The organism is Ruminococcus sp. 1001136sp1_2201st1_G3_2201SCRN_220225, from assembly GCF_040924365.1.
Lineage (GTDB): Bacteria > Bacillota > Clostridia > Lachnospirales > Lachnospiraceae > Blautia_A > Blautia_A faecis.
In genome coordinates, this window is sequence record NZ_JBCOME010000024.1 from 1 (window position 1) to 24,133 (window position 24,133).

21 protein-coding genes and 5 pseudogenes are annotated in these 24,133 nt (G+C 43.2%); 21 read left to right on the forward strand and 5 right to left on the reverse strand.

Translation table 11 applies throughout. From position 1 onward, the window contains the following. Positions 1-701: helix-turn-helix domain-containing protein (locus AB5642_RS09310; RefSeq protein WP_368371560.1), on the forward strand; the 701-nt coding region annotated here is incomplete at its 5' end. Then, the gene (locus AB5642_RS09315) at positions 698-1,759 is read left to right on the forward strand and encodes a sugar ABC transporter substrate-binding protein (RefSeq protein ID WP_173719577.1); all 1,062 of its coding nucleotides are present in this window, start codon (positions 698-700) and stop codon (positions 1,757-1,759) included. The genes AB5642_RS09310 and AB5642_RS09315, both read left to right, overlap by 4 nt. Before the next feature lie 106 nt (positions 1,760-1,865). Here AB5642_RS09315 and AB5642_RS09320 read toward each other — a convergent pair whose 3' ends face one another. Further along, entirely contained in the window at positions 1,866-3,035 is a 1,170-nt protein-coding gene (locus tag AB5642_RS09320; RefSeq protein WP_173719576.1) for a cation diffusion facilitator family transporter, read from the reverse strand. A 652-nt stretch (positions 3,036-3,687) separates the two neighbouring features. Between AB5642_RS09320 and rplM the strand changes: the two genes are divergently transcribed. The 4 genes from rplM to AB5642_RS09340 all read left to right on the forward strand — a co-directional run bounded on the left by rplM (position 3,688) and on the right by AB5642_RS09340 (position 5,585). After that, complete coding sequence (gene rplM, locus AB5642_RS09325; protein ID WP_117853326.1) at positions 3,688-4,116, forward strand: 50S ribosomal protein L13; 429 nt, start codon at positions 3,688-3,690, stop codon at positions 4,114-4,116. Between the two features lie 17 nt (positions 4,117-4,133). Next, complete coding sequence (gene rpsI / locus AB5642_RS09330; protein WP_118580486.1) at positions 4,134-4,526, forward strand: 30S ribosomal protein S9; 393 nt, start codon at positions 4,134-4,136, stop codon at positions 4,524-4,526. Between the two features lie 304 nt (positions 4,527-4,830). Continuing rightward, a complete protein-coding gene (locus AB5642_RS09335) occupies positions 4,831-5,094 on the forward strand; it encodes a recombinase family protein (protein WP_173717171.1) in 264 nt (87 codons plus the stop codon). A 323-nt stretch (positions 5,095-5,417) separates the two neighbouring features. Beyond that, on the forward strand, positions 5,418-5,585 hold the full coding sequence (locus AB5642_RS09340) for a DUF6783 domain-containing protein (RefSeq protein ID WP_368371561.1): 168 nt from the start codon (positions 5,418-5,420) through the stop codon (positions 5,583-5,585). Positions 5,586-5,687: 102 nt separating this feature from the next. Here the strand turns inward: AB5642_RS09340 and AB5642_RS09345 are convergent, their stop codons facing one another. Continuing rightward, the gene (locus tag AB5642_RS09345; RefSeq protein WP_195391694.1) at positions 5,688-5,978 is read right to left on the reverse strand and encodes a hypothetical protein; all 291 of its coding nucleotides are present in this window, start codon (positions 5,976-5,978) and stop codon (positions 5,688-5,690) included. 241 nt (positions 5,979-6,219) lie between these two features. Here AB5642_RS09345 and AB5642_RS09350 point away from each other — a divergent pair, with 241 nt between their 5' ends. From AB5642_RS09350 to AB5642_RS09370, 5 genes and pseudogenes are all read left to right on the forward strand, one after another. Next, positions 6,220-6,888 carry a response regulator transcription factor gene (locus AB5642_RS09350; protein ID WP_173719588.1) on the forward strand — a complete coding sequence of 223 codons (669 nt, stop codon included), beginning with the start codon at positions 6,220-6,222 and terminating at the stop codon, positions 6,886-6,888. Then, complete coding sequence (locus AB5642_RS09355; protein ID WP_173719587.1) at positions 6,876-7,805, forward strand: sensor histidine kinase KdpD; 930 nt, start codon at positions 6,876-6,878, stop codon at positions 7,803-7,805. The genes AB5642_RS09350 and AB5642_RS09355 overlap by 13 nt, the downstream gene beginning before the upstream one ends. A 107-nt stretch (positions 7,806-7,912) precedes the next feature. Then, complete coding sequence (locus AB5642_RS09360) at positions 7,913-8,614, forward strand: ABC transporter ATP-binding protein (protein ID WP_173719586.1); 702 nt, start codon at positions 7,913-7,915, stop codon at positions 8,612-8,614. Further along, the gene (locus AB5642_RS09365) at positions 8,607-11,105 is read left to right on the forward strand and encodes an ABC transporter permease (RefSeq protein WP_173719585.1); all 2,499 of its coding nucleotides are present in this window, start codon (positions 8,607-8,609) and stop codon (positions 11,103-11,105) included. The genes AB5642_RS09360 and AB5642_RS09365 overlap by 8 nt, the downstream gene beginning before the upstream one ends. Positions 11,106-11,345: 240 nt before the next feature. Beyond that, a pseudogene (locus tag AB5642_RS09370) lies at positions 11,346-11,480 on the forward strand (CD1845 family protein); the annotation flags it as partial. Positions 11,481-11,553: 73 nt separating this feature from the next. On the opposite strand, the pseudogene AB5642_RS09375 reads toward AB5642_RS09370, so the two are convergent. Then, a pseudogene (locus AB5642_RS09375) lies at positions 11,554-12,704 on the reverse strand (RNA-binding domain-containing protein). Positions 12,705-12,824: 120 nt separating this feature from the next. Between AB5642_RS09375 and AB5642_RS09380 the strand changes: the two are divergent. The 10 genes and pseudogenes from AB5642_RS09380 to AB5642_RS09425 form a co-directional block, all read left to right on the forward strand. Beyond that, positions 12,825-13,655 (forward strand): annotated as a pseudogene (locus AB5642_RS09380) (relaxase/mobilization nuclease domain-containing protein); the annotation flags it as partial. Between the two features lie 380 nt (positions 13,656-14,035). Further along, positions 14,036-14,755, forward strand: coding sequence for a VanR-ABDEGLN family response regulator transcription factor (gene vanR, locus AB5642_RS09385; protein ID WP_118582214.1), 720 nt, complete (start codon positions 14,036-14,038; stop codon positions 14,753-14,755). Next, a complete protein-coding gene (locus AB5642_RS09390) occupies positions 14,745-15,872 on the forward strand; it encodes a cell wall metabolism sensor histidine kinase WalK (protein WP_202017134.1) in 1,128 nt (375 codons plus the stop codon). The genes vanR and AB5642_RS09390 overlap by 11 nt, the downstream gene beginning before the upstream one ends. 93 nt (positions 15,873-15,965) lie before the next feature. Further along, positions 15,966-16,238 carry a VanW family protein gene (locus tag AB5642_RS09395; protein WP_237925538.1) on the forward strand — a complete coding sequence of 91 codons (273 nt, stop codon included), beginning with the start codon at positions 15,966-15,968 and terminating at the stop codon, positions 16,236-16,238. A 153-nt stretch (positions 16,239-16,391) separates the two neighbouring features. Then, complete coding sequence (locus AB5642_RS09400) at positions 16,392-17,189, forward strand: D-alanyl-D-alanine carboxypeptidase family protein (RefSeq protein ID WP_173719589.1); 798 nt, start codon at positions 16,392-16,394, stop codon at positions 17,187-17,189. After that, positions 17,186-17,305: pseudogene (locus AB5642_RS09405) on the forward strand (D-alanine--(R)-lactate ligase); the annotation flags it as partial. The gene AB5642_RS09400 and the pseudogene AB5642_RS09405, both read left to right, overlap by 4 nt. A 3-nt stretch (positions 17,306-17,308) precedes the next feature. Then, positions 17,309-17,572 (forward strand): annotated as a pseudogene (locus AB5642_RS09410) (alanine racemase C-terminal domain-containing protein); the annotation flags it as partial. A gap of 303 nt (positions 17,573-17,875) precedes the next feature. Beyond that, a complete protein-coding gene (locus tag AB5642_RS09415; protein WP_173719582.1) occupies positions 17,876-18,301 on the forward strand; it encodes an RNA polymerase sigma factor in 426 nt (141 codons plus the stop codon). Positions 18,302-19,077: 776 nt separating this feature from the next. Then, entirely contained in the window at positions 19,078-20,289 is a 1,212-nt protein-coding gene (locus tag AB5642_RS09420; RefSeq protein ID WP_173718204.1) for an ATP-binding protein, read from the forward strand. A 284-nt stretch (positions 20,290-20,573) separates the two neighbouring features. Continuing rightward, positions 20,574-20,873 carry a hypothetical protein gene (locus AB5642_RS09425; RefSeq protein WP_195391688.1) on the forward strand — a complete coding sequence of 100 codons (300 nt, stop codon included), beginning with the start codon at positions 20,574-20,576 and terminating at the stop codon, positions 20,871-20,873. A 221-nt stretch (positions 20,874-21,094) separates the two neighbouring features. Here the strand turns inward: AB5642_RS09425 and AB5642_RS09430 are convergent, their stop codons facing one another. Both AB5642_RS09430 and AB5642_RS09435 read right to left on the reverse strand, forming a co-directional pair. Next, a complete protein-coding gene (locus AB5642_RS09430; protein ID WP_368371562.1) occupies positions 21,095-22,474 on the reverse strand; it encodes an aldehyde dehydrogenase in 1,380 nt (459 codons plus the stop codon). A gap of 171 nt (positions 22,475-22,645) precedes the next feature. Then, complete coding sequence (locus AB5642_RS09435; RefSeq protein ID WP_195391686.1) at positions 22,646-23,866, reverse strand: iron-containing alcohol dehydrogenase; 1,221 nt, start codon at positions 23,864-23,866, stop codon at positions 22,646-22,648. Between the last annotated feature and the right edge of the window lie 267 nt (positions 23,867-24,133).

A 24,133-nucleotide genomic window follows, 5' to 3' on the forward strand; every position in this document is an offset into this window, starting at 1 on the left:
GGGTAATACATATAGAGGATCTTTCCCAGAATGGCGTCTATGACGAGGCTTTTCCAGGCAATGATGAGAAGCGAATGTTCCGCTGCCTTGAGGAGGGAAATGAGGAGGGGATGCTCCAGGAGGTGAACTTCTTCTGTGACTGGATGGTGGAGCATTATTCACAGGATATGAATAATATCCGCCTGAAAATACTGGAGTTTATTATCTGGGGAGAGAAGATTGCTTTTGACAGCGGCGCGATCAATTATGGATTTAGTTACCGCAGGGACTATTTGGATACTGCCATGTCGCTTTCTACCTATGAGGATCTTCGTAAATGGTTCCAGGAAAAGATGGTAAATGTATGCCGGGCAATCCGGGATCAGAAGGAAGATCAGTCTAATTCCGCGGTAAAGAAGGCCATGCTTTATATTCAGGAAAATTACAGCAGGGATATTTCTCTGGATGATGTGTCCAGCCAGGTAAATATCAGTCCTTATTATTTCAGCAAGATTTTTAAGGAGGAGACAGGAGAGAATTTTATTGAGTATCTGACCAGAGTCCGGATCGATAAAGCCAAAGAGCTTCTGGTGGATGCAAATGTGAGCGTAAAGGAAGCGGGAATCCAGAGCGGCTATTCGGATCCAAATTATTTCAGCAGGATTTTTAAGAAGCAGATGGATATGACTCCAAGTGAGTATAAAGCGAGGTATGGAAAATGAGAAAGTGTCGTTGGCTGATCTTGTCGTTGGCTTTGCTCCTGGCAGCTGCATTGGCAGCAGGTTGCGGAAGTAGGCCTCAGGAGCCGCAGAAGGAAGAAGCAAAAGAGGAAGATAAGCTGCAGATCGGGCTTAGCTTTGACTCTTTTGTAATTGAGAGATGGCTGCGGGACCGGGATATGTTTGTTTCTACGGTCCAGAGCCTTGGGGCAGAAGTGAATGTGCAGGTAGCCGGAGGTGTTGTGGAAGAGCAGATTTCCCAGATAGAGTATTTTATTAAGAAAAAGATGGATGTGATCGTGGTGATCCCTATTGATGGAAATGCGCTGTATGATGTGCTGAAGGAAGCCCGGGAAATGGGGATTTATATAATCTGCTATGACCGCATTGTGGAAAATGTTAATGCAGATCTGTATATTACCATTGATAATGAAAAGGTTGGAACCCTTATGGGAGAGGCGCTGATCCAGGCTTGTCCGGAGGGAGGAAATATTTTTGCCATCAATGGATCTCCTACAGACAGAAATGTGGATGAAGTTGTGAGGGGGTTCAATAAAGCCATTGAAGGCAGTAATCTGAATGTGGTTTATACGGGATATTGCGATAACTGGATGGCAGAGCTGGCCGGAAATTATGTGACTCAGGGTTTGGAAGTTACAAAAGATATTGTAGGAGTGATGTGCGGAAATGATGATCTGGCAAGTCAGGCAGTGAAGGTATTGTCGGAGAACCGGCTGGCAGGGAAGGTTGCTGTGGTGGCCCAGGATGCGGATCTGGCAGCTTGTCAGAGGATTGTGGAAGGTACACAGGAAATGACCGTCTATAAGCCTATTGAACAGGAAGCGAATACGGCGGCCGAGTTCGCAGTGGCGCTTGGCAAAGGAGAGGATATTACTTCCGGAGAAGGGGAATACAAGGCAGTAGAAACCTTCAATGATGGGACATATGACATTCCTTATTATAAAATCGATCCAATAGCGGTGACGGCGGAAAATATGGATAAGGTGATCATTGACGGGGGATTTCATACGAGAGAGGATGTTTATTTGAATATTCGATAAGGAAAGGTGCTTCAAAGCGGACGCAGTGCGGACGAAATAACAAAAAGACTGATTTTTCATGCAGCTGCATGAAGAACCAGTCTTTTTGTATGGGGAAAAGAATTTTTTATGAATATACTCTGTCGATTTGAATCACGGCACAATAGTTGCCATCATCCATATTGCGGATGCGTTCTTTGAGGAGATTTGTGATCTCCACGTTGGTGAGTTTGCATTCGAAAGGAACCGCTATGTCGAAGATCAGGTTTGTGTGGGTAGGACCTTCTACTATGCGAAAATCGTGAATGGAAAGACGACGGTCCAGATTGCGAGTGATTTCTTCAATCTGGCTGCGTATTTCATTGACCTCCTTGTTGTCTGTGACAATGGGATCAATGTGGATGGTGGCAGAACAATTCAGTTTGTCCTGAAGCTCATGCTCAATGTTGTCAATCTCATCGTGGATAATCAGCAGATCTCCGTGGGCGGGAACCTCAGCGTGGAGGGAAAGAATTAGTCTGCCTGGACCGTAGTCATGGACAATCAGGTCATGCATGCCGTGGACAAGGGGATGGGCAAGAACGATCTCTTCGATTTCCTCTACTAAATTTTTCTCCGGGGCTTGTCCGAGAAGGGGATCAATGGTATCCTTCATTGTAGTGGTTCCGGTATAGAAGATAAAAATGCCCACCAGGACACCGAACCATCCGTCCAGCACCAATCCGGTAAGCTGACTGATGATAGTTGCCAGAAGAACCAGACTGGTGGAAACTGTGTCACTTAAACTGTCTCCAGCTGTAGCCTGCATGGCAGTACTGTCGATTTTGTGACCGATAGTGCGGTTATAGTAGTACATATATATTTTTACCAGAATAGATGCAATAAGGACAGCAATAATAACTGGGCTGCATTCAATGGGCTCCGGGGTGCGGATCTTGTCAATGGAGGAGCGGATCAGCTCGAAGCCCATGATCAGAATCGCAACTGAGACAAGAAGTCCGGAGATATATTCCATGCGTCCATGTCCAAAGGGATGCTCTGTATCCGGTTTTTGTCCGGAGAGCTTGAAGCCCACCAGAGTGATCACAGAGGAGCCTGCATCCGATAAGTTGTTGAAGGCATCCGCCGTGATGGCAATAGAGCCGCTTAGGATTCCGGCAAGCCATTTTCCTATAAAAAGAAAAATGTTCAAGGCAATTCCCACAGCTCCGCAGAGCATGCCATAAGACTGGCGAACCTGGGGGGAGCTGTAGTCTTTGTAATCTTTGATGAAAAAACGGGATAAAAATGTTATCATGAAAACTTCACCTCAAATAAAAGTAACTGTTCAGTTCTCTTACAGTTACGCGCTTTGTGATGCACAGAAAGGCGAATCCTCCTGCGGCACTTTCACAGTTGTCTCCTGGGGCTTTCATAGTGAAAATGCCTCGCGGAATAGTATTTGCTGAATAGTTATCTGAAAAAATAAAATAGTTACTGTGTATCCGGTGGATACATTCTTTCTAATGTAGCACATTGCGGAGAAAAATACCAGAGAAAATTTATAAAATGTCTGATTAAAGTGTGTATAAAGTTACTGTGAACGGAGTGAACAGTAACTTTATAAATCGTTGTTCCAAAAGCTACCTGTTGTGGATAGGCGTGTATAGGGTGGAGACAGCAAGCTGGCTTTGTGGAAAAACTGATCAGCAATCCAGGAAGAATGTGGAAAACTTTTTGAAAAAAAGATGGAAATATGGGGAAAAAGTGGTTGACAGAAACGGAGGCTTATAATATAATAACTCAATGTGACGTAGTGCGAGATACTTTAGCCAATAGCCCCGGCGACGGTATTTATCAGCGGTTTCGGACATTTCCGCAGTAATTGCACCATCGTTTCCATATTACTAACATATGCGAGAATTCGCATTTATACAAACAATCGTTGATAAATAACAGGAGGTAAAACCATGCAGACTTATATGGCTAATCCAGATAAAATCGAGAGAAAATGGTATGTAGTTGACGCTGAAGGCTGCACCCTTGGCCGTCTGGCTTCTGGCGTAGCAAGCGTTTTAAGAGGAAAGAACAAACCTCAGTTTACACCACACGTTGACACAGGTGATTATGTAATCGTTGTTAACGCTGACAAGATCAAAGTTACAGGAAAGAAAATGGATCAGAAGATCTACTACAATCACTCTGATTATGTAGGTGGAATGAAAGAGACTACATTAAAAGAGATGATGGCTAAGAAACCTGAGAAAGTTGTTGAGCTGGCAGTTAAAGGTATGCTTCCAAAAGGACCATTAGGAAGAGAAATGTACACAAAACTTTTCGTTTATGCCGGACCTGAACACAAACATGCGGCTCAGAAACCGGAAGTTTTAACATTTTAATTAGGAGGTAGAAAACATTGGCTAGCGCAAAATTCTACGGAACAGGAAGAAGAAAAAAATCAGTAGCAAGAGTTTACCTTACCCCAGGTACTGGTAAAATCACTATCAATAAAAGAGACATTGATGAGTATTTTGGATTAGACACACTTAAAGTTATCGTTCGTCAGCCACTGGCTGCTACCGAAACAGAAGGAAAATTTGACGTACTTGTAAACGTACATGGTGGCGGATACACAGGACAGGCTGGTGCTATCAGACATGGTATCTCCAGAGCACTCCTTGAGGCAGACAAAGAGTACAGACCAGTTCTTAAAGCAGCTGGATTCCTTACTCGTGATCCTCGTATGAAAGAGCGTAAGAAATACGGTCTCAAAGCAGCTCGTCGCGCTCCACAGTTCAGCAAGCGATAATTTCAATCGAATGCAGAAAACTATTAAAACCTCGGAAAACCTTGATTTTCCGGGGTTTTTCTTATGTTTTGGATTCTGAAAATTTTCTAAAAAAGTGGTCAATTTTGAAGCGTAGCACATACGTGTAGCACACACGTAGCATACAAATTCGCTTGACAGATTTGGAAAATACTGATAAAATGCGGACAATCTCATATTAGAGTTTTCTGTGGGGCAACCGTGAAGATTTAGGGGGCTAAAATCAGATCGGGACAGAGGACAAAAAGAAAAAGGGTACCCGTAGTGGGACACCCTTTGAGAACTGTTGATTCTTGTTGAACTTGATCGGGCAGAACAGGAAAGAGAAATCACAGTGAAAGGTATAAAAGATGGAATTGCAGCTAGTACCAAGAAGTCTGGACGTAAACAGGGGCAACTTGACAAAATGTCGCCAGAATTAGAAAAAGATATTAAAAAGTTTCTTACAGATCGTAGCATAAAACAAATAGATTTAATGAATAAATATAATATAAGTAGAAACACATTAAAAAAATATATTGAGTATATTGCAAACAAAAAATGCATATGATATAATGCCAATAGGCAAAGAGATTATAAGTCCATGCGGACAAAAGAGTGAAAGCCCTCGAAGTTGCAGCTTCTTGGGCTTTCTTCTTATTTATTATAGTGGATAAGAAACCACTAGGTTAGAGTTGTCCTACTTGCCGTCATCTAGCCATTTGCAAACATAGTAGGCAATTATGCTTGCCGTACAGGAGACAAGAAACGAGATTATAATATCCATGCGGTTCACCTCCTCCCGTTGTCGGGTATCGGTTGGACAACGTAAGTATTATATCATAGAACAATGCGTACGGAAAGACTGGACTTGAAACATATACTAGAGCCTGTTTGAAAAATCATTCCCGCAATCTGCACGCCCCGCTTTGCGGTATATTTTGCCCGAATTCAGTTGCCGTAGCCCGCTACGGCGCCTTCATCCGGACAAAATCTCCCACAAATTGTGACGCACATCTTGCAGAAAGCCTTTTTCAAACACGCTCTAGGGTGGGGGTATAATATAAACATGCCGGGGGGCGAATAAGGTGCGGAATCATCCTTAGAAAATAAAAAAGACTTTTTCAGAATGGGGCAGCACGTATGCATCAAAACTCACAGCATCTATGTGGCCAGATTTAAAGTGAATAGATAAAGATAAGAAAAGCAGATATGAGTAATAATTATTGCATTATCAGTATCTGCTTTTTTCTGTTTATTTTTTTCCTTTCCATTCTCTCTTTCTCCCACAATTTTGTTTATGGCATCGATCAGAACCAGGATATCAAGATGAGTGTAGACACGTTCTGTAAGCGTCACAGCTCCAGAATGTCCAACAATCTTTTTGATGGTAGTTTCATCAATGCTGTGTTTTTTCATCATGGAAATTGTAGTGTGGCGACCACTTAATTCCAATTTGTTCCATGATTGTGGTGTAATAACTGTCTTTGTAGTTTCGATAAAGGAAGTGTTTCCCGTCAGGTGTTCATTATATGAAAAGACTTATAAAATATTTTTTTTTGTGCACTGAATAATCACAAAATTGAGATTCTTTCTTTGTTTTTCATATCCAGGAAAAGTTTGTGGTACAATACTGAAAGGTATCATTGCTATGCAGAGATTTCTTTGTGAGAATCTGTATCGGAGGAATTAGGATATGCAGAATATATTAGTTGTAGAAGATGATTCTGATTTGAATCAGGCGATCTGTTATTCTTTGAAAAAGTCAGGATATGGAGTTTACGGTGTGACTTTTATGGAGAAAGGGAAGCAGATTTTTTTTGAGAATCAGATAGATATGGTCCTTCTGGATGTGAATCTTCCAGATGGCGAGGGCTTCTCTTTTTGCCAGTGGGTAAAAAAGCAAAAAGAAGTTCCGGTCATTTACCTGACAGCCAGGGATATGGAGGAGGATGCTCTGACAGGATATGAATCCGGGGCAGAAGATTACGTTACTAAACCATTTTCAATGAAGATTTTACTTAGAAAAATAGAAGTCATTTTAAAAAGAACTGCTTCGGTCAATCGTCTGATTTTTGCAGATGAGTATTTATATATAGATTTGGATCATGCACGAGTGACGGTAAAAGGTCAGGAATGCCCCGTCACACCGACAGAGTGCCGTCTGCTTCGTCAATTTCTTATGAACCGAGGACAGCTTCTGACTTATGATCTGTTATTGGAGCGGTTGTGGGACAGTGGAGGACAGTTTGTGGACAAGCACACACTGGCAGTAAATGTGAATCGTCTGAGGGGAAAGATTGAAGATAAGAATCACAGGTATATTTCAAATGTATATGGGATGGGATATCAATGGATTGGCTGATGTGTATCATGATGATAATTTTATTTGCAGCAGTAATGGTATTGTTATGGAAAAACTACCAGATAAAAAAAGATGCGAAGTTGTTTGCTGAAAAGGTGGAAGATGCTTTAGATGTTATCGTAACAGGAAAAGAATGGAATATGGAAGAAGAATTGGAGGATAGCCTCTGGGGAAGAACAGGAACACAATTAGCGAAAGCCGGGCACGTATTTCAGAAAAAAGAAGAAGATGGTTTTCGTGAGAAAGAAAGAGTAAAGGGATTGATTTCTGATATATCCCATCAGACAAGGACGCCCATTGCCAATATTAAACTATACCTGGAACTTCTTGAGGACGAGGAGTTTTCGCAAAGCGGTCAGGAGTTTTTGGGAAAAATCAAAGGGCAGATGGAAAAAATTGATTTTTTAATGCAGAGCATGGTAAAAATGTCAAGGCTTGAAACGGGAATTATGCAAATACATAAGGAAGACAAAAATCTATACGAAACAATCCGCCACGCAGTTGCCGGTGTGGTTCCGGAGGCGGCGTCGAAGGGGATTGATCTATATGTGAACTGCGAAGAAAATATGATGATTCGTCATGACAGCAAATGGACGGAGGAAGCAATTTATAATATTCTGGATAATGCACTCAAGTATACCGAACCAGGTGGAAAGATCCATATTCAGACAGAAAGACAGGAATTATTTTTAAAGATCAGCATTTCTGATACTGGAAAAGGGATTGCCCCGGAGAGGCAGGCAGAGATTTTTACAAGATTTTACCGTGAGCCGGAGGTGCATGATAAACCAGGGGTTGGGATCGGATTATATCTTGCAAGAACAATCATGGAACTTCAGAAGGGCTACATAGAAGTACAGTCTGAAGTGGGAAAAGGAGCGTGTTTTCGCTTGTATTTACAGGTGAATGAATCGTAACATAACCGATCGGGGATTGTCACAATATTGTGATAATTAAAAATTGAGACAGGTTTGTGATTTTTAGGAGATATTCTATAGAATATCAAAAGAAGGAAGGCAAACCAATGAAAGAATACATTGTAGAGACAAGAAGCTTAAAAAAATACTATCAAATGGGTGAAAATACGGTAAAGGCATTGGATGGTGTAGATTTTCGTGTGAAAGATCAGGAATTCGTTGCTATTATCGGAAAAAGCGGATCCGGAAAAAGTACACTTTTGCATATGCTGGGTGGACTGGATGTGCCAACAGAAGGGGAAGTGTTGATAGAGGGTAAGTGTCTTTTGGGGCTGAAAAAAGAACAGCTTGCCATATTCCGCAGAAGAAAGATCGGGTTTATTTTTCAGAATTATAATCTTGTCCCGGATCTTAATGTATATGAGAATGTCATTCTTCCGGTGGAACTGGATGGAAGAAAGGTTGATGTGGAGTATGTGGATGGGATACTCGAACTTTTAGGGCTGTCAGAGAAGAGGGAAGCTCTTCCTGGGACATTATCTGGTGGACAGCAGCAGAGGGCTGCGATTGCCAGGGCGCTTGCGTCGAAGCCTGCCATTATTTTGGCAGATGAACCGACGGGAAATCTGGATTCGGTTACCAGCCATGATGTACTTGGACTTTTGAAAATGGCAGCAAAACAGTTCAGCCAGACCTTGATTCTTATCACGCATGACAGAGACATTGCACAGCTTGCAGATCGTATCGTACATATTGAGGACGGAAAGATTGTAGGAGATACCGGGAAGGGAAGTGATTCCTATGCTTAAGAATCCGAATCAGAAAGTGATCAAAAGGATGGCATGGAACGCTTTAAAAGTAAACAGGAGAAAGACCATTACTTTGCTCCTTGCGGTTCTTCTTTCTTCCTTTTTGGTATTCACAATATTCACAGTTGGAGATTCTTATTTTAGACTTCAGAAAATTCAGAACATCCGTATGTCAGGAGCAGAATTTGATGCAATCATGTATGGAGTGACGGATGAACAGAGGCAAATGTGTGAGAACAACCCGGATATCGTTCTGACAGGTACAGTGGGAGTCTGTGGATGGGTAGAAAAAACAGATCAGGATTCCACACCGAATGTGGGACTGATCTGGGCAGATGATGGATATTGGACACAGATGATGGAGCCGGTCAGAGAAAAGCTGGAAGGAAGATATCCGACAGCTTTGGATGAGATAATGGTAACACAATCCGCTTTAAAAGAATGTGGTTACGAAGATCTTGATGTAGGCGATACCCTTGCTATGTCTTATGGAACAAATGAGGGAATCTTTACAGGGACTTTTCGAATCAGTGGGATCTGGGACGGATATGGACCCAAGAAGCAGTTTTATGTCTCGAAAGAATTCTATGATCAATCGGGGTGGAAGCTTTCTGAGGCAGCTTCCGGTCGTTACTTTATGGATTTTAAGCAAAAAATAATGACAAAAACAGAGCAGAATGCTTTTATCGAAAGTATGAACCTTGGAAAGCAACAGAATCTTTTCTTCATGGAAGATCTTGGCGCATCGGTTCAGATATTGGCAGGCCTTATTGGCTTGATTACAGTTACCTGTTTGTGTGCATATCTGCTTATTTATAATATTATGTATCTTTCCGTAGCTGGAAAAGTTCGTTATTATGGTCTGCTTCAGATGGTTGGAATGACGGAAAAGCAGATAAAAAGGATGATGAAGGAACAGATGCTTCTTATCGGATCTGCAGGGACAGTACTTGGATGTCTGTCAGGTGGGGTGGTATCCTTTTTCCTGATTCCTGTTGTAGTAAAATCACTTGGAATCAAAAGTGGTTATGTAGGAGCAGATATGGTTCGTTTTCATCCGGCAGTTCTGCTGGCAACCATCTTACTGGTTGGAGTTACTATTTTTCTGGCCAGCCGAAAACCAGCAAAAATGGCAGCAGATATCTCTCCAATAGAAGCGCTTGGTTATTGTCCGACCCACAAAACCGTAAAAGTAAGAAGAGCAGGAAAGGGGAAAGTAATAGCAAGACTTTCCATGGAGCAGTTTACAAAGGATAAGAAAAGAACTGCGGTGGTATTGTTGTCCTTGGCAGTCAGTCTGTCTGTGTACCTTTGTATTGTGACCATGCTGGACAGTCAGGCAGCAAGAACCATAGTGTCAAATTATATGGATACGGATATGGTTATTAAAAATGATACGGCATGCAAAGAAAAATCAGAAGACAGAAGAGATATTCTGGATGAAGCTTTCGTGAAGTCAATCAAAGAAAATGCCGGAGTCTCTGAAGTACATTCTATGACATTTGCCGAGATTACAGTTCCATGGGAACCGGATTTTGCTGAGATGTGGATGAAAGAATTTTATGCAAAGTGGATGAGTACTCCATATAGTAAGGACAAGGACGAGTATCAGAATCATCCTGAGAATTTTGGATCCTCTCTGATCGGAATTGATGAACAGGAATTTGATTATTTAAATAACAGTCTTGAGCATCCGATCAATAAAGAGGACTTCCTTTCGGGAAAAGCATGTATTGTTTATCGAAATGGTTTGGATTTCGCAGATGCTGACGTAATAGGAAAAAATGTGACATGTGCTTTGTATGAAGATCAACAAACGACAAAAACTTTTATCATAGAAGGAGTTACGGACGAGAATTATTATACGGCACTCCTTGGATACCCACCGACGATTATAGCCAGTGATCAGGTAGTGAAAACATTTGCCAATAATCCAATTATATTAAAGACCAGCATAAAATATCACAAAGAATATGATAGAGATACAGAGCAAGAAATCATGGCGTTATTAGAAGAAAATGGCAATGCAAAAGACTTTTCCTGGGAATCCAAAATCGAAGATGCAGATGAGATTGAAAAAGCACAGGGCAATATGCCGCAAGTGGGAATCGGGATTGTGTTGATTCTGGCTTTTATCGGAATCATGAACTACATGAACACCTTTGTAGTAAATGTGCAGAGCCGGATGACGGAGCTTTCGGTTATGGAGAGTATCGGGATGACCCCGAAGCAGCTTCTTGGAATGCTAGTCAGGGAAGGGGTTCTCTATGCAGGCGGCGCATGGCTTGTTACGCTAACAGTAGGAATGGGAGCAACGTATCTTCTTTATGAATCAATGAATTATCGTGGGATTGCGTTTTCAGTGCCATTACTTCCACTTTTATTTGCAGTGGGAATCAGTTTGCTGGTTTGTACTATGGTTCCGGTGCTTACCTGGAGTGTTTTGGAAAAGAATGGAACTGTTGTTGAGAGGATTAAAGGAGTTGAGTGATTTTGGATTTTAGATATAGATATAAAAAATGATTGACTAAAAACCGTAGTCACCATAATATATATAGGAGAGATGCCTGCGTAAGCGAAGTAAAAGTAGACGGGACAGCCTACTTCCTGATTGGGGGCAAATAATAGCCATTGAAGATTGACCGGTGCATTCCGATCCGCTGTCCATATTAAGAAATTAGGCGTCTGTGAAATAGCAGACGCTTTTCTTTTACATGAGAATAAGGAGAAAGCCCCACAGAATGGTGCAGTTTTGCTGGTTATGGCATTTTTGATTAGCCCGATGGGGCTGCCGCTGGCTGCGATCTGGCTGCTGGGCAAGGTACAGAGCTTGAAATTTGCGATCCAGGATTGGGTGTATGGGTAAATGATGTGAATATAATTTGGAATGAAAAGAAGCAGGACAATGGGAGATGAGACCCAATGCCCTGCTTCTTATTTTACTTGGTATGAACGGTAGAGTATTTCTGGTTTTTGCTTTTGGGTTTGTATGGAAACATCATTTCAAGTTTACCAGAAGATAATAAAGGCTTGAGGTAATATTTGCTGAAGTGAGAACGACTGGAAACATTAATATATGCTTGCATTTCATCTCGACTTTTAGGGTCTGCACAAAATTCCAATAGCAAGTTTTGCTTGCTGATCACAGATGTATCATGTGCTGTATCATGTGCGGCATCATGTACGGAAGCACCGCACATGATGTAGTTTACATTTTTCAAGATGACCCTGAAATCTGTTGCTGTCGAGAAAAATTCAGGTTTATATATTTCTGAATATCCTGGTAGTTTTTCAGTCTCACTAACGATTTTGCGCAGACCACTTCCACGGCGTTCCATGTACTTCATGCGGTGGAACAGGTCAGCAATCACAGGGTTTCGTCGCATCGAACGAATACTGTAAATATCGTATTCTTTATCGTCCAGCGCATCATCAAAGATAGAGCCTTTTTCCAAGCCATTCCACCGGGTACAGAACATACGGGAGTTATAAACCGTGTGCTGATCGGTCATGAGTTTTCCGGCATTGGTCAGGAGTCCATTTTTATCAGTCAAACCAAAGGAAACATAATCGGATGGCTCAAAGCGGAGACCGGTCCGTTCCAGATAGGTTGCTTCCAGAAGTGTAAAGCTGTAATCCTTTTTGCCGCGTCTGTTGTTAGGGTATCAAAGGACTGATTGGTTCCCTTTAAGATCAATTCATTCACAATGTAATCAGGGGCAATTACGCTTTCATTTCCAACACGGATATATGCCTCCATCACGCCGTCTGCCTTGTAATAATATGGGGTGCTGCGGCCGGGAGAAACCTCCAGAGCTAATAGATTTTTACCATCTTCCTGTAATGGTTTTAAGATAAACTGAGGTAATGGTGTGATACGTTCTTTGATTAAGCGACTGATCGCTTCAGCATCCTTTTGAACATCGGACAAGCCAATAGGTTTCCTGTCATCAGAGATTCCGAAAAAAAGAGTTCCGCCGATTCCATTAGAAAAGGCACTGACACTTTTTAACCAGCTTTTGGGTTTCTTTATTTCAAGTGCAACTTTGAAATCACATTCGGTTGCTTCTGCAATTAGCTGTTCTATCATAAAATCCCTCCTTTGAGGTATTGGTAGTTTCTTTATATTAATATTATACCCATAAGGAGAGTTTATTTCAACGATAGGCACAAAGAGTTCAGAGAAAATATTTTGAGAGGAGGGCTTTTTATGGCAACTACAAGAATCATGCCACTTCATGTCGGCAAAGGCCGCACAGAGAGTCGGGCGATCAGTGACATCATCGACTATGTGGCCAATCCAAAGAAAACAGATAACGGCAGGCTCATTACCGGCTATGCGTGTGACAGCCGGACTGCGGATGCGGAGTTCCTTCTGGCAAAGCGGCAGTACATTGCCGCTACCGGACGAGTGCGTGGCGCGGATGATGTGATTGCCTATCATGTGCGCCAGTCCTTCCGCCCCGGTGAGATTACCCCGGAAGAAGCAAACCGGCTGGGCGTAGAATTTGCAAAGCGTTTTACTAAAGGCAATCATGCCTTTGTAGTCTGCACTCACATAGACAAGTCGCACATTCATAATCACATTATCTGGTCATCGGTCAGCTTAGAATATGACCGGAAGTTCCGAAACTTTTGGGACAGCACCAAGGCGGTTCGTCGGCTAAGTGACACCATCTGTATTGAGAATGGACTGTCAATTGTAGAGAATCCGAAACCTCACGGAAAGAGCTATAACAAATGGCTGGGCGATCAGGCAAAGCCCTCTCACCGAGAGCTGCTTCGTGTGGTGATTGACAACGCATTATCACAAAGTCCTGCTGACTTTGAAGAACTGCTGAAGCTGTTGCAAGAGTATGGTTGTGAAGTCTCAAAGCGCGGAAAATCGTATCGACTGAAGCTCTCTGGTTGGGAGAAAGCCGCCCGCATGGACAGTCTGGGCGAAGGATATGGATTGGAGGATTTGCAGTCAGTTCTCTCAGGGAAGAAAGCCCATACCCTACGAAAGAAAACAGTCACACAGACAGAGCCGCCGAAGGTCACAGTTCCTACGTGGTCACTGACCCGAAAGGCGATATCGTAATCGACTGCGGACAAGCCCTTTTGAAGAACGGATATAGTATCCGGCTGTGGAATGACCTTATTATATTGGTAAACAAGTATGATTGTTCTGGTTGTGGACCTGATTTAATAGGCGAATCATTGCTTAATAAATAAGAACGAAATATAATATAGCTTAGAGATGAACAGATACGACTAATATATCAAGGGGGTTCTTAACTTGCCAAAATTCAGCCCCAAGATATTGCAATCTGTGAGAAATTAGGAAAATCTTAATGTTTTCTCATGAAATAATAAGGATGTGCTGTGTTCGGCTTTGATAATATAATAATATATACTCTTTGAAGGGAGAGTGACTTCATGTCTAATAAAATATTAGTAGTCGATGACGAAACAGAAATTGCGGATTTAATAGAAGTCTATTTGAAAAACGAAAACTACACTGTATTCAAATTTTATACGGCTCAAGAAGCCCTTAACTGCATTGAAACAACCCCCATTGATCTTGCAATTTTGGATATTATGCTTCCTGACATAGATGGATTCACTCTATGCAAGAAAATCAGGGAACATCATACCTACCCCATCATCATGCTGACAGCCAAAGATGCTGAGACTGATAAAATTACCGGCCTTACTCTTGGAGCGGATGATTACATTACAAAGCCGTTTCGCCCTCTGGAGATGATTGCACGGGTAAAGTCTCAGCTTCGCCGGTATCAAAAGTACAATCCTGCTCATTCTGATACCGGTGAAACCTCGTCTGCCGCATCAGAAGATAATCTTGTTTGCGGTTCCTTGACAATGAATATCAAGGCACATACTTGCTTTTTGGGGGAAACGCCCTTGGTGCTGACGCCTACGGAGTTTTCAATCCTGCGTATTCTTCTGGAAAATACCGGGAATGTAGTCAGTTCAGAAGATTTGTTTCACAAAATCTGGCAGGACGAGTATTACAGCAAATCCAACAACACCATCACCGTTCATATACGCCACCTGCGGGAGAAAATGGGAGATAGTATGGACAAGCCCAGATTCATTAAGACGATATGGGGGGTAGGATATAAAATTGAAAGTTGATAAAAAAGACGAATACTTTGCTTTTCAATCCAAACTCATTCGACGAGTTTGCATGAATGTCATTACCTCTATCGTTGTGGTGGTGGGGCTGTATCTTTTCATCTGGAAACAGCGAATTGGCGATCTGATTGTATGGATTCTGGAAACCGTATTCGACATGAAGCATGAAGCAGCATTTTATTATTACAGTGACCATTTTCGAGGTAATAAAGAAATTTTTTTTGCTGTGGCCGTTCTTCTAATATTTACAGTCCTCATGGTACGAATTTTCCGATGGGTTACCGGCTATTTCAGAGAGGTCAATCAAGGGATAGAGTCATTGCTGGCAGACGATGAAAAGCAAATCCAGTTGTCATCGGAAATGCTGCCATTTGAGCGGAAGCTAAACTCTGTAAAACAAACTTTAGCAGAACGAAAAATGGAAACCGCTTTGGCTGAACAGCGGAAAGACGAATTGGTTATGTACCTGGCCCATGATATTCGGACCCCACTCACATCTGTAATTGGATACCTCAATCTGTTGGAGGAAGATCCGAATATGCCCCCTGAGCAGAGGGCTGCGCGGGTTCATATCGTGTTGGAAAAAGCCTACCGACTGGAGACGATGGTAAATGAATTCTTTGAGATCACAAAATATAAATCTCAGAAAATCACCTTGTCCAAGGAAAACATCGACCTTTATTATATGCTGGTCCAACTATCGGATGAATTGTCTCCTGTTTTGGCTCCCAGGGGAAACACCGTTACCCTGCATCTTGACGAGAACTTGACCATCGAAGCCGATCCGGAAAAGCTGGCACGGGTATTTAACAACATTCTGAAAAATGCCGCATCGTATAGCTTCCCACATACCGAGATTGTGATCTCCGCAGAAAAATTGGAACATGAAGTCATCATTCGGTTTCAGAACAGCGGCGAAGATATTCCAAATGAGGCATTGGCGTCTCTTTTCAATAAATTCTACCGGGTAGATCAGTCTCGTTCCTCTGATACAGGCGGCACAGGGCTTGGATTAGCCATAGCAAAGGAGATCGTCACGCTGCATGGCGGGGCAATCAGCGCATCCAGCAAAAATCATGTGGTTACATTTACAGTCTCTTTGCCGTTGTCAAATTAGCAATTACTTTGCATTTTCTTAGGAGTCAATCAACTTCTTATTAAAACAATCCATGCTCTTGTCCAGTAGAATGATACTGACAGGAGCATGGATTTGCTCTTTTATGAAACAAATCACCGAAAGGAGCAAAATGATGGGAAGCATACTCCGCTGACTGTTACAGAACAGCATACACATGGAATCGACCTTCACCGCAATACGCCCGGCATTCCCCAAGGAATTGACGCGGCGGTGGCGGAAGGCCGGCTGGATTTGAATGTCAAAAACAACACCGCCTACACATTTCAAATCCAGATTTCTGTTGACAAATATCATATGAGAGGGAAAGTGTTGTCCGATGCAAAGCTGCGGACCGCCGCTGGATAGAACATAAGTAAAATCTCCCCTTTACATTAGGATTTTCTTAGGAAATAAACAACTTCATATTAAAGTTTCAAGCGCCGCTGTTCAGTACAATAAATGCTGACAGGGGCGCTTTTGTTCCCTTCAGAAAGGAGGCTTTATATGATGGAAGAAAAAATGCTGCCTGTTCCCAATGAAGGTCATCGCCGGAGGCAAAAGCAGCGGCGGAGGCGCTTTCCTTGGGGAAGTATTGCCACAGTCATTCTGGTCGTGGCTGTTTGTGTATATGCGTTCACATTGTTTGGAGATAAAGAATCGCCTGAAAATTCCCAAGTAAACGACACCACAACGCAGGGGCCTGATGATGTGCAAGTTGGCCTTTTGGATGAAAGCTCACCCCAAAACACGCAGACAGCAAATGATGACACCGACTGGAACTTGGTGTTGGTAAACTATGAAAACGCGATCCCCGAAAACTACGAGCCAAAACTGGTAGAGGTGCCCGGCGGTGAGAAAGTAGATGAACGCATCTATGATCCTCTCATGGAGATGTTGGAAGCAGCAAAGGAAGGAAATTTGGATCAACTACCTATGGTCGTATCCGGTTACCGCACGCAGAAAAAGCAGCAGCAGCTCTATGACGACAAAGTGGCTGGATACCGCAAAGAGGGAAATTCCCAGAGCGAAGCGGAGGAACTGGCAAAGCAATGGGTATCTGTTCCCGGATACAGTGAACATCAAATTGGTTTAGCCGTGGACATCAACGGAGCCATCTATGATCTTTATTTCTGGCTGCAAGAAAACAGCTACAAATACGGTTTTATCTTCCGTTACCCTGGAGATAAAACCGACATCACGGGCGTTGCCGAGGAAGTATGGCATTATCGGTATGTTGGCGTTGAGGCCGCCACAGAGATGTATGAAAAAGGGCTGTGCTTGGAGGAATATTTGGCAGAAAGGCAGGCAGAGCAATGAAAAGATTGAAAATCGCTGTTTTGTTTGGCGGCTGTTCCCCGGAGTATAGCGTGTCCCTCCAGTCCGCAGCCGCTGTGCTTCAGAATATGGACAGCAGCAAGTATGAAGCGGTAATGGTCGGCATTCCTTGCGCTCTGTCGTGTAATCATGGAAAAGTATTGATAAACGGCTACGAAGCACCAATAATTGGACGCATCTGTATGGATCAAAAGATAGTCGATATTACGGATTTACCAGATGTGAAAAGCGGTGATATTGCTGTCTTCATAGGAAAATCAGGCCAGTATGAAATCACGGCCTATGACCTTGCAGAAGCAAGTGGGACAATTACCAACGAACTGTTAAGTCGCTTAGGTAGCCGCTTAAACAGAATGATAGTTTAACTTATAGAATGTAATTATCTGCCGCACGACGGCAAAAGAAAAAAAGCCGTCGTGCAGCAATCGTTTTCCCATGTCAAATTAAACACTCGACGGCTTTGAACAACAACCAAAGCTGTCGTTTTGTTTTTTGAAGGAGTGTGATATACAGAGCGGCGGCCAGTAGAGGTAGTCGCCATGATAGCGGTATTTAGACAGGGCAATATGGCCTTTTGATCAAAAAAATCTTTGCTAATACCCTAACTTGTTCCGCCCCATTTCGGCTCACCTGTCAACTGGACCTGTGAACCGAAATGGAGGTACATAATGCAGAAAATCAATCTTCGGGAGCTGTATCCCGATATTTACAAAAAAGACACTTATTTGGAAGTAACCGATGAAGTGCAGGCGGTGTTCCTGGCCGACAAACGAGCGGAAGCACGCTACCTACGCCAGATGTATAACTACAAAGCGCACTACTCCCTGGACTGCGACAATGGCATTGAGAAGGCCATTGTGCAGCACCCGCCGACCCCGGAAGAAATCCTGGAGGACAAGCAGCTCCGCGATCAGCTCTACGCTGCGGTGATGGAGCTGCCGGACAAGCAGGCCAAGTGGATTTATGCCCGGTTCTACTTAGGCATGACCGTCAAAGAAATTGCCCAGGCAGAAGATGTTGATCTCAGCTGGGTATATAAGAGCATAAAGCGCGGTTTGAAATGCCTGGGAAAAAATTTCAAAAACCTTAATTAACATGGCCAAAATGTCGCCGTTTTCTTCACTACCATTAGAAGGACAACTTATCACCTTCATTGGTACATTGACAACTGAATAGACGGCATTTTTGGTACATAGCCCATGTACGAGCGAATCAGGCGCGCCACCAAGAAGGACAAGCCAAGGAGGTGATGAACGGGCTGTCCTGAGCGATCAACGCAAGCCTAAAGCCCGGAGGTGGCACTTCGGGGCGCAGTGACTGCATGGGGGCTTAAAGATACTTCCTCACGGCCCGCCAAAGATTTTTTTGGGGGAACCCTGCGGCGCACGAGTAAAACGACGCTGCGGAGTTATGACAGCCGCGCCAGCGGAGACCAGGAATGTCCCTATCGTCAGGGATGCGTGGCAAATGTGGCGAGTAAATTTTTCAAAGTCAGATACCATGGGGCTGTCTATTTCCCGACAGCCCTTTCCCATAATCGAAGAAAGGGGGATTTTCCATGACCGAACAGGAAGCCTATCAAGAACATATCCGTTATGCCCATGATACCTACTGTCGGATTGTTATTCGCCATGCGTCCTTTGACGCTGCCCGTATGCTGGCGGCGGCGTGGTACTGATCGGCACGACTCTGGTGCTGCTGCTTTCTGGACTTTTTGGTTAAACTACGGTATTCTGAAACTGAAAGGAAACAGAATTCGACACAATCCGAAAAAGTCAATGAAAATCAATAAAAGTTGCGGTTTATAATCGCAAAACCTATTGATTTTTTTATGCGCTTGCGGTATTATGGAACCATGGAGGTGGTTCCTATGATAGACAGACCGCTCTACGTCGATAAAATTATGGCCTACACCGACACACCTTTTGTAAAAGTGTTGACGGGAGTTCGCCGCTGCGGAAAATCCACAGTCCTTAAAATGATTATGGAGAAGCTGCAACAGGAGCATGGTGTTCCGTCTGAGAGGATTGTCAGCATGCGCTTCGATTCCATGGATTATGAGGATATGACAGCGAAGGATATGTTCAAGGCTGTCAAAGAAAAGCTAAATCCAACGGGGAGAACGTATCTCTTTCTGGATGAGGTTCAGGAAATTGAAGGCTGGGAGAAAGTGGTAAACTCCCTGGCAACGGATTATGATGTTGACCTTTATGTGACAGGCTCCAATTCCAGAATGATGTCTTCGGAAATAGCGACTTACCTGACCGGACGATATGTTTCCTTCCGTATCTATACGCTTTCTTTTCAGGAATATCTGGAATTCAAAAAGCAGTATACACAGGTAAAGGATATCCATGCTGAACTGGCAGACTATATCCGCTTGGGCGGCTTCCCTGCAACGCATCTGCGAGAGTATTCACAGGATGAGGTTTATACGATTGTCCGGGATATCTATAATTCCACGATTTTCTCGGATATCGTAAAGAGAAACCAGATTCGCAAGATCGACCAGCTGGAACGGGTGGTTCGGTACACATTTGCGAATGTGGGAAATTCATTCTCAGCAAAATCAATTTCTGATTATCTGAAATCAGAGCATCGTTCTATCGACAATGAAACGGTGTACAGCTATCTGGAAAAGCTGGAGAAAGCATATCTCCTTTATCGCTGTTCTCGATACGACCTGCGCGGAAAGGAGATTCTGAAAACGCAGGAGAAGTTTTATCTTGCCGATACCGCTTTGCGTTACAGCGTGCTGGGCTACACACCAGACAGCGTCGCTTCCAGTCTGGAAAATGTGGTGTATCTGGAACTTTGCAGACGAGGATATACCGTGACGATTGGAAAAACGCCGGATGGTGAGGTCGATTTTGTGGCGCAGAAGCAGAATGACCGGTTATATGTGCAGGTCACACAGGAGATTAAATCCGAAAAAACAGAAAAGCGCGAATATGAACGGCTGCTGGAAATCCGGGATAACTATCCGAAGTATGTTTTAAGAGCCGATGAATTTGCCGGAGGCAATTACCAGGGCATTAAGAGTATGCACATTGCAGATTTTCTATTGAGCACAGAATATTAACGATGAGGGCGGCGGTGAGCCGCCCTTTTACATACTGAAAATAAGGTATGTAGAGAGGAAAAAATAGGCCAGAAGAAACTGCGATTATAAAATTTAACTGAAATTTTTGCAGAAATTCTACAAAAAAAGAAGCAAATATTGGCCGAGACATTTTTAACTGTTATAATAGTGACTGAAAATACGAATACTGAGAATGGAGAGGTTTGTTTTCACCCGGTGGTACTGGTGGTAACCATTTTGCTGGTTGGAATTACCATCTTTCTTGCCAACCGGAAACCTGCAAAATGGCAGCTGCTGTTTCGCCTATCGAGGCATTTGGCTATCGTCCTTCTCATAACGCATCAAAAACAAGAAAAGCAGGAGAGGGAAATTTGCTCACAAGACTTTCCAGGGAACAGTTCACAAAAGATAAGAAGAGGACTTTTATGGTACTGTTGTCTCTGGCTGCCAGTTTGTCTGTGTACCTTTGTGTTGTGACCATGCTGGACAGCCAGGCTGCAAGAACCATTGTATCCAATTTTATGGACAGTGATCTCACAGGTTGGAATGGAAGTATTGTGGAAAGGATTAAGGGAGTAGAATAATTGTTATTGAGCCGCATTTTTACGAAAGGGACATGTCAACTTTGGACTTGGAACTTTCATAGTAAAAATGCGGCTCTTTTGTCATATTAATTAACAACCAATGTTAAACATTTTGCAAATCGCATTAAATAATTCGGTGCAGCTATTGAAATTATAACACATAGTTTCGACTTCTTTATTTTTTATTTACGCGAGCAACGAGCCAAAGTAATAGTAACACTTTATTTCAAGAAAATATGGATCAGCTTATCATAAATCCGTCTATAAGGCTGATACCTCATCGGCAGGTCGATCCAGGTTTTTTTGTCTACGATGCTCTTGTAATGGGAAAAGGTCTCGAAGCCTTTCTGGCCGTGATAGCTTCCCATACCGCTTTCACCGAAGCCGCCGAATGGCATTTCGCTGGTGGCGAGGTGAATGATCACATCGTTGATACAGCCACCGCCGAAGCCACACTCAGAGGTGACTTTTTCGCAGATGGCTTTTTCCTGGGCAAAAATGTAAAGAGCCAGAGGATGAGCCATGGAATTTACCTTTCGGATTACTTCTTCTATGGAATCAAAAGTAAGGACAGGCATTACCGGTCCGAAGATTTCTTCCTGCATTACGGCATCTTCGAAGGTTACCTGATCCATGACTGTAGGTTCAATCTGTAAAGTTTCGGGACGGGCATTTCCGCCGCAGATGACTTTCGCAGGATCAATCAGGTTCTGAATGCGGTTGAAATGCTTTTCGTTGATGATCTTTCCGTAATTTTTGTTATCCAGAGGGGATTTGCCAAACTGCTTACGGATCTGTTTCTGGATCTGTTTCAGAAGCGTATCCTTCACTTCTCGGTGACAGTAAATGTAGTCAGGTGCTACGCAAGTCTGTCCGCAGTTCAGATATTTGCCGAATACAATACGTTTGGCGGCAAGCTTGATATTTGCAGATTTATCTACAATGCATGGGCTTTTTCCACCAAGCTCCAGGGTGACTGGAGTGAGGTGCTCGCTGGCATGGCGCATGACCTCTTTTCCAACAGCCTGGCTGCCGGTGAAAAAGATGTAGTCAAAGTGCTCTTGGAGAAGGCAGGAGTTTTCCTGGCGTCCACCCATAACAACGGTCACATACTCTTCCGGAAAACATTCACGGACGATCTCGCAGATGATATTGCTGGTGGCAGGAGAGTAGGCGCTGGGTTTTAATACTGCAGTGTTTCCGGTGGCGATGGCGTCTACCAGCGGATCAAAGGTAAGCAGGAAGGGATAGTTCCACGGGCTCATGATCAGGGTGACACCGTATGGGGACGGCTTCCTGTAACTTCTGGAATGGAACTGGGCAAGTGGGGTGTGCACGGTTTTTTCTCTGGAAAGGGATCGGATGTGCTTTAGCATATAGGTAATTTCGCTGAGAACGAGACCGGATTCGCACATGTAGCTCTCGAAGCTGCTTTTTCCCAGGTCTGACTTCAAGGCAGCATTGATCTGCTCCTGGTGGGACTGGATGGAGGTTTGCAGCTTTTTTAAGGCAGTGATGCGAAAGTCAATGTTTAAGGTAGCGCCTGTATAAAAATAGTTCCGCTGCTTGCGGATGATTTCCTGGATTGCTTCCTGGGTCATGGGAAAGTCCTTTCTGATTATTTATAATGTATTTGATGTTTTGAAATATAGTTTACATAATGTAAAAGGCTATAAAGGGGGTAATTCAAAACTATCTTATTTAAATTGAGATTACCGAATGTAATGTTATAAAGGTGACAATATGGTATTTTTCAAACACGCTTTAGTTTTTTATTGCACTGTGTTTTCTTTAGCCGGTATCAGCATATAATAAAATTTCTCCAGCTCCTGTGCATCCATCAGTACCGGTACCGGATACAGCGGATTCGCCTCTTTGTCCGCATAGTGTGACAGCTTCGGAATGTCTTCTTCCTGGATTTCCGGGATGGTATCGCCGATTCCGAAGCGGGCCTTCATGTCTTTGACCGCCTGGATAAAGTTTAATGCGGCTTCTTCTTCCGGTGTTTCTTTGGAGGCAACCCCGGCAGCAACAGCAAGGGCTGCCAGCTTCTTATAAATTGTTTTTCCGTAAGCTTCCAGAACATAAGGAAGAAGTACAGCGTTGGCAAGTCCATGTGGAACATTGTATTGTCCTCCCAGAGAATGGGCAACTGCATGTACATAGCCTACATAGGATTTTGTAAAAGCGCAGCCAGCGAAATAAGAGGCGCGGAGCATATTCCGGCGCGCTTCTTTATTGCTTCCGTCGGTGTAAGCAGTGTCCAGATTTTCGAAAATCAGCTGCACTGCATCCCGGGCATTTTTACGGGTGCCTGGTGTAGTGGAATTACCAATATAAGCTTCCACTGCGTGGGTGAGTGCGTCCATACCTGTAGTAGCGGTGATGAATGGTGGAAGGCTTAATGTGACCTTGGGATCAAGCACAGCGTATCGGGGAATCAGCGGGAAGTCATTGATGGCATATTTATGCCGGGTTTCGGCGTCCACAATTACCGCTGCCAGTGTAGTTTCGCTTCCGGTTCCTGCAGTGGTTGGAACGGCGATAAGAAGTGGAAGCTTTTTGTGCACTTTCAGGATTCCTTTCATCTTTGCAAGAGACTGATGAGGTTTGGCGACTCTGGCACCTACTGCCTTGGCGCAGTCCATACTGGAGCCTCCGCCGAAGCCTATAATGGCCTGACAGTTATTTTTATGATAAAGTTCAAGTGCCTCAGCCACATTCACAGTGGTAGGATTTGCTACTGTTTTGTCATAAAGGATATAGGGAATGTTGCTGTCTGTCAACACTTTTTCAAGGCAGTCTGTAAGACCAAGCTTATGGATTCCTGCATCTGTAATAATCAGCACATTTTTACATTTTTTCTTTTTCAGCACGTCGGGAACGGCTTTCAGACTGCTGATGATCTCAGGATTTCGGTATGGCAGGAATGGAAGGGCAAATTTGAATACGTTCTGAAAAATCCGACAGTATATTTTTTTTAAGGGATTCATATGGAAGTTCTCACTTTCTGTTAAATGGTTTCTGTTGCTACAATGTAATAGAGCCTGCTTCAGACACGCTCTATTTGGTAATTATTTAGTACTTTCACAGCTACATGCTTTGTGGAATACTTACTTTATTGTACTTTTTTTATCACGTATGAATTATATCATGTTATCAAATATTGTAAAGATAAAACAATTTTATTATAAAATAAATTTCAACTTTCATAGAAAAAATACGCTCTGGTGATTTATTGTTCACTGGTAACGTTCCGC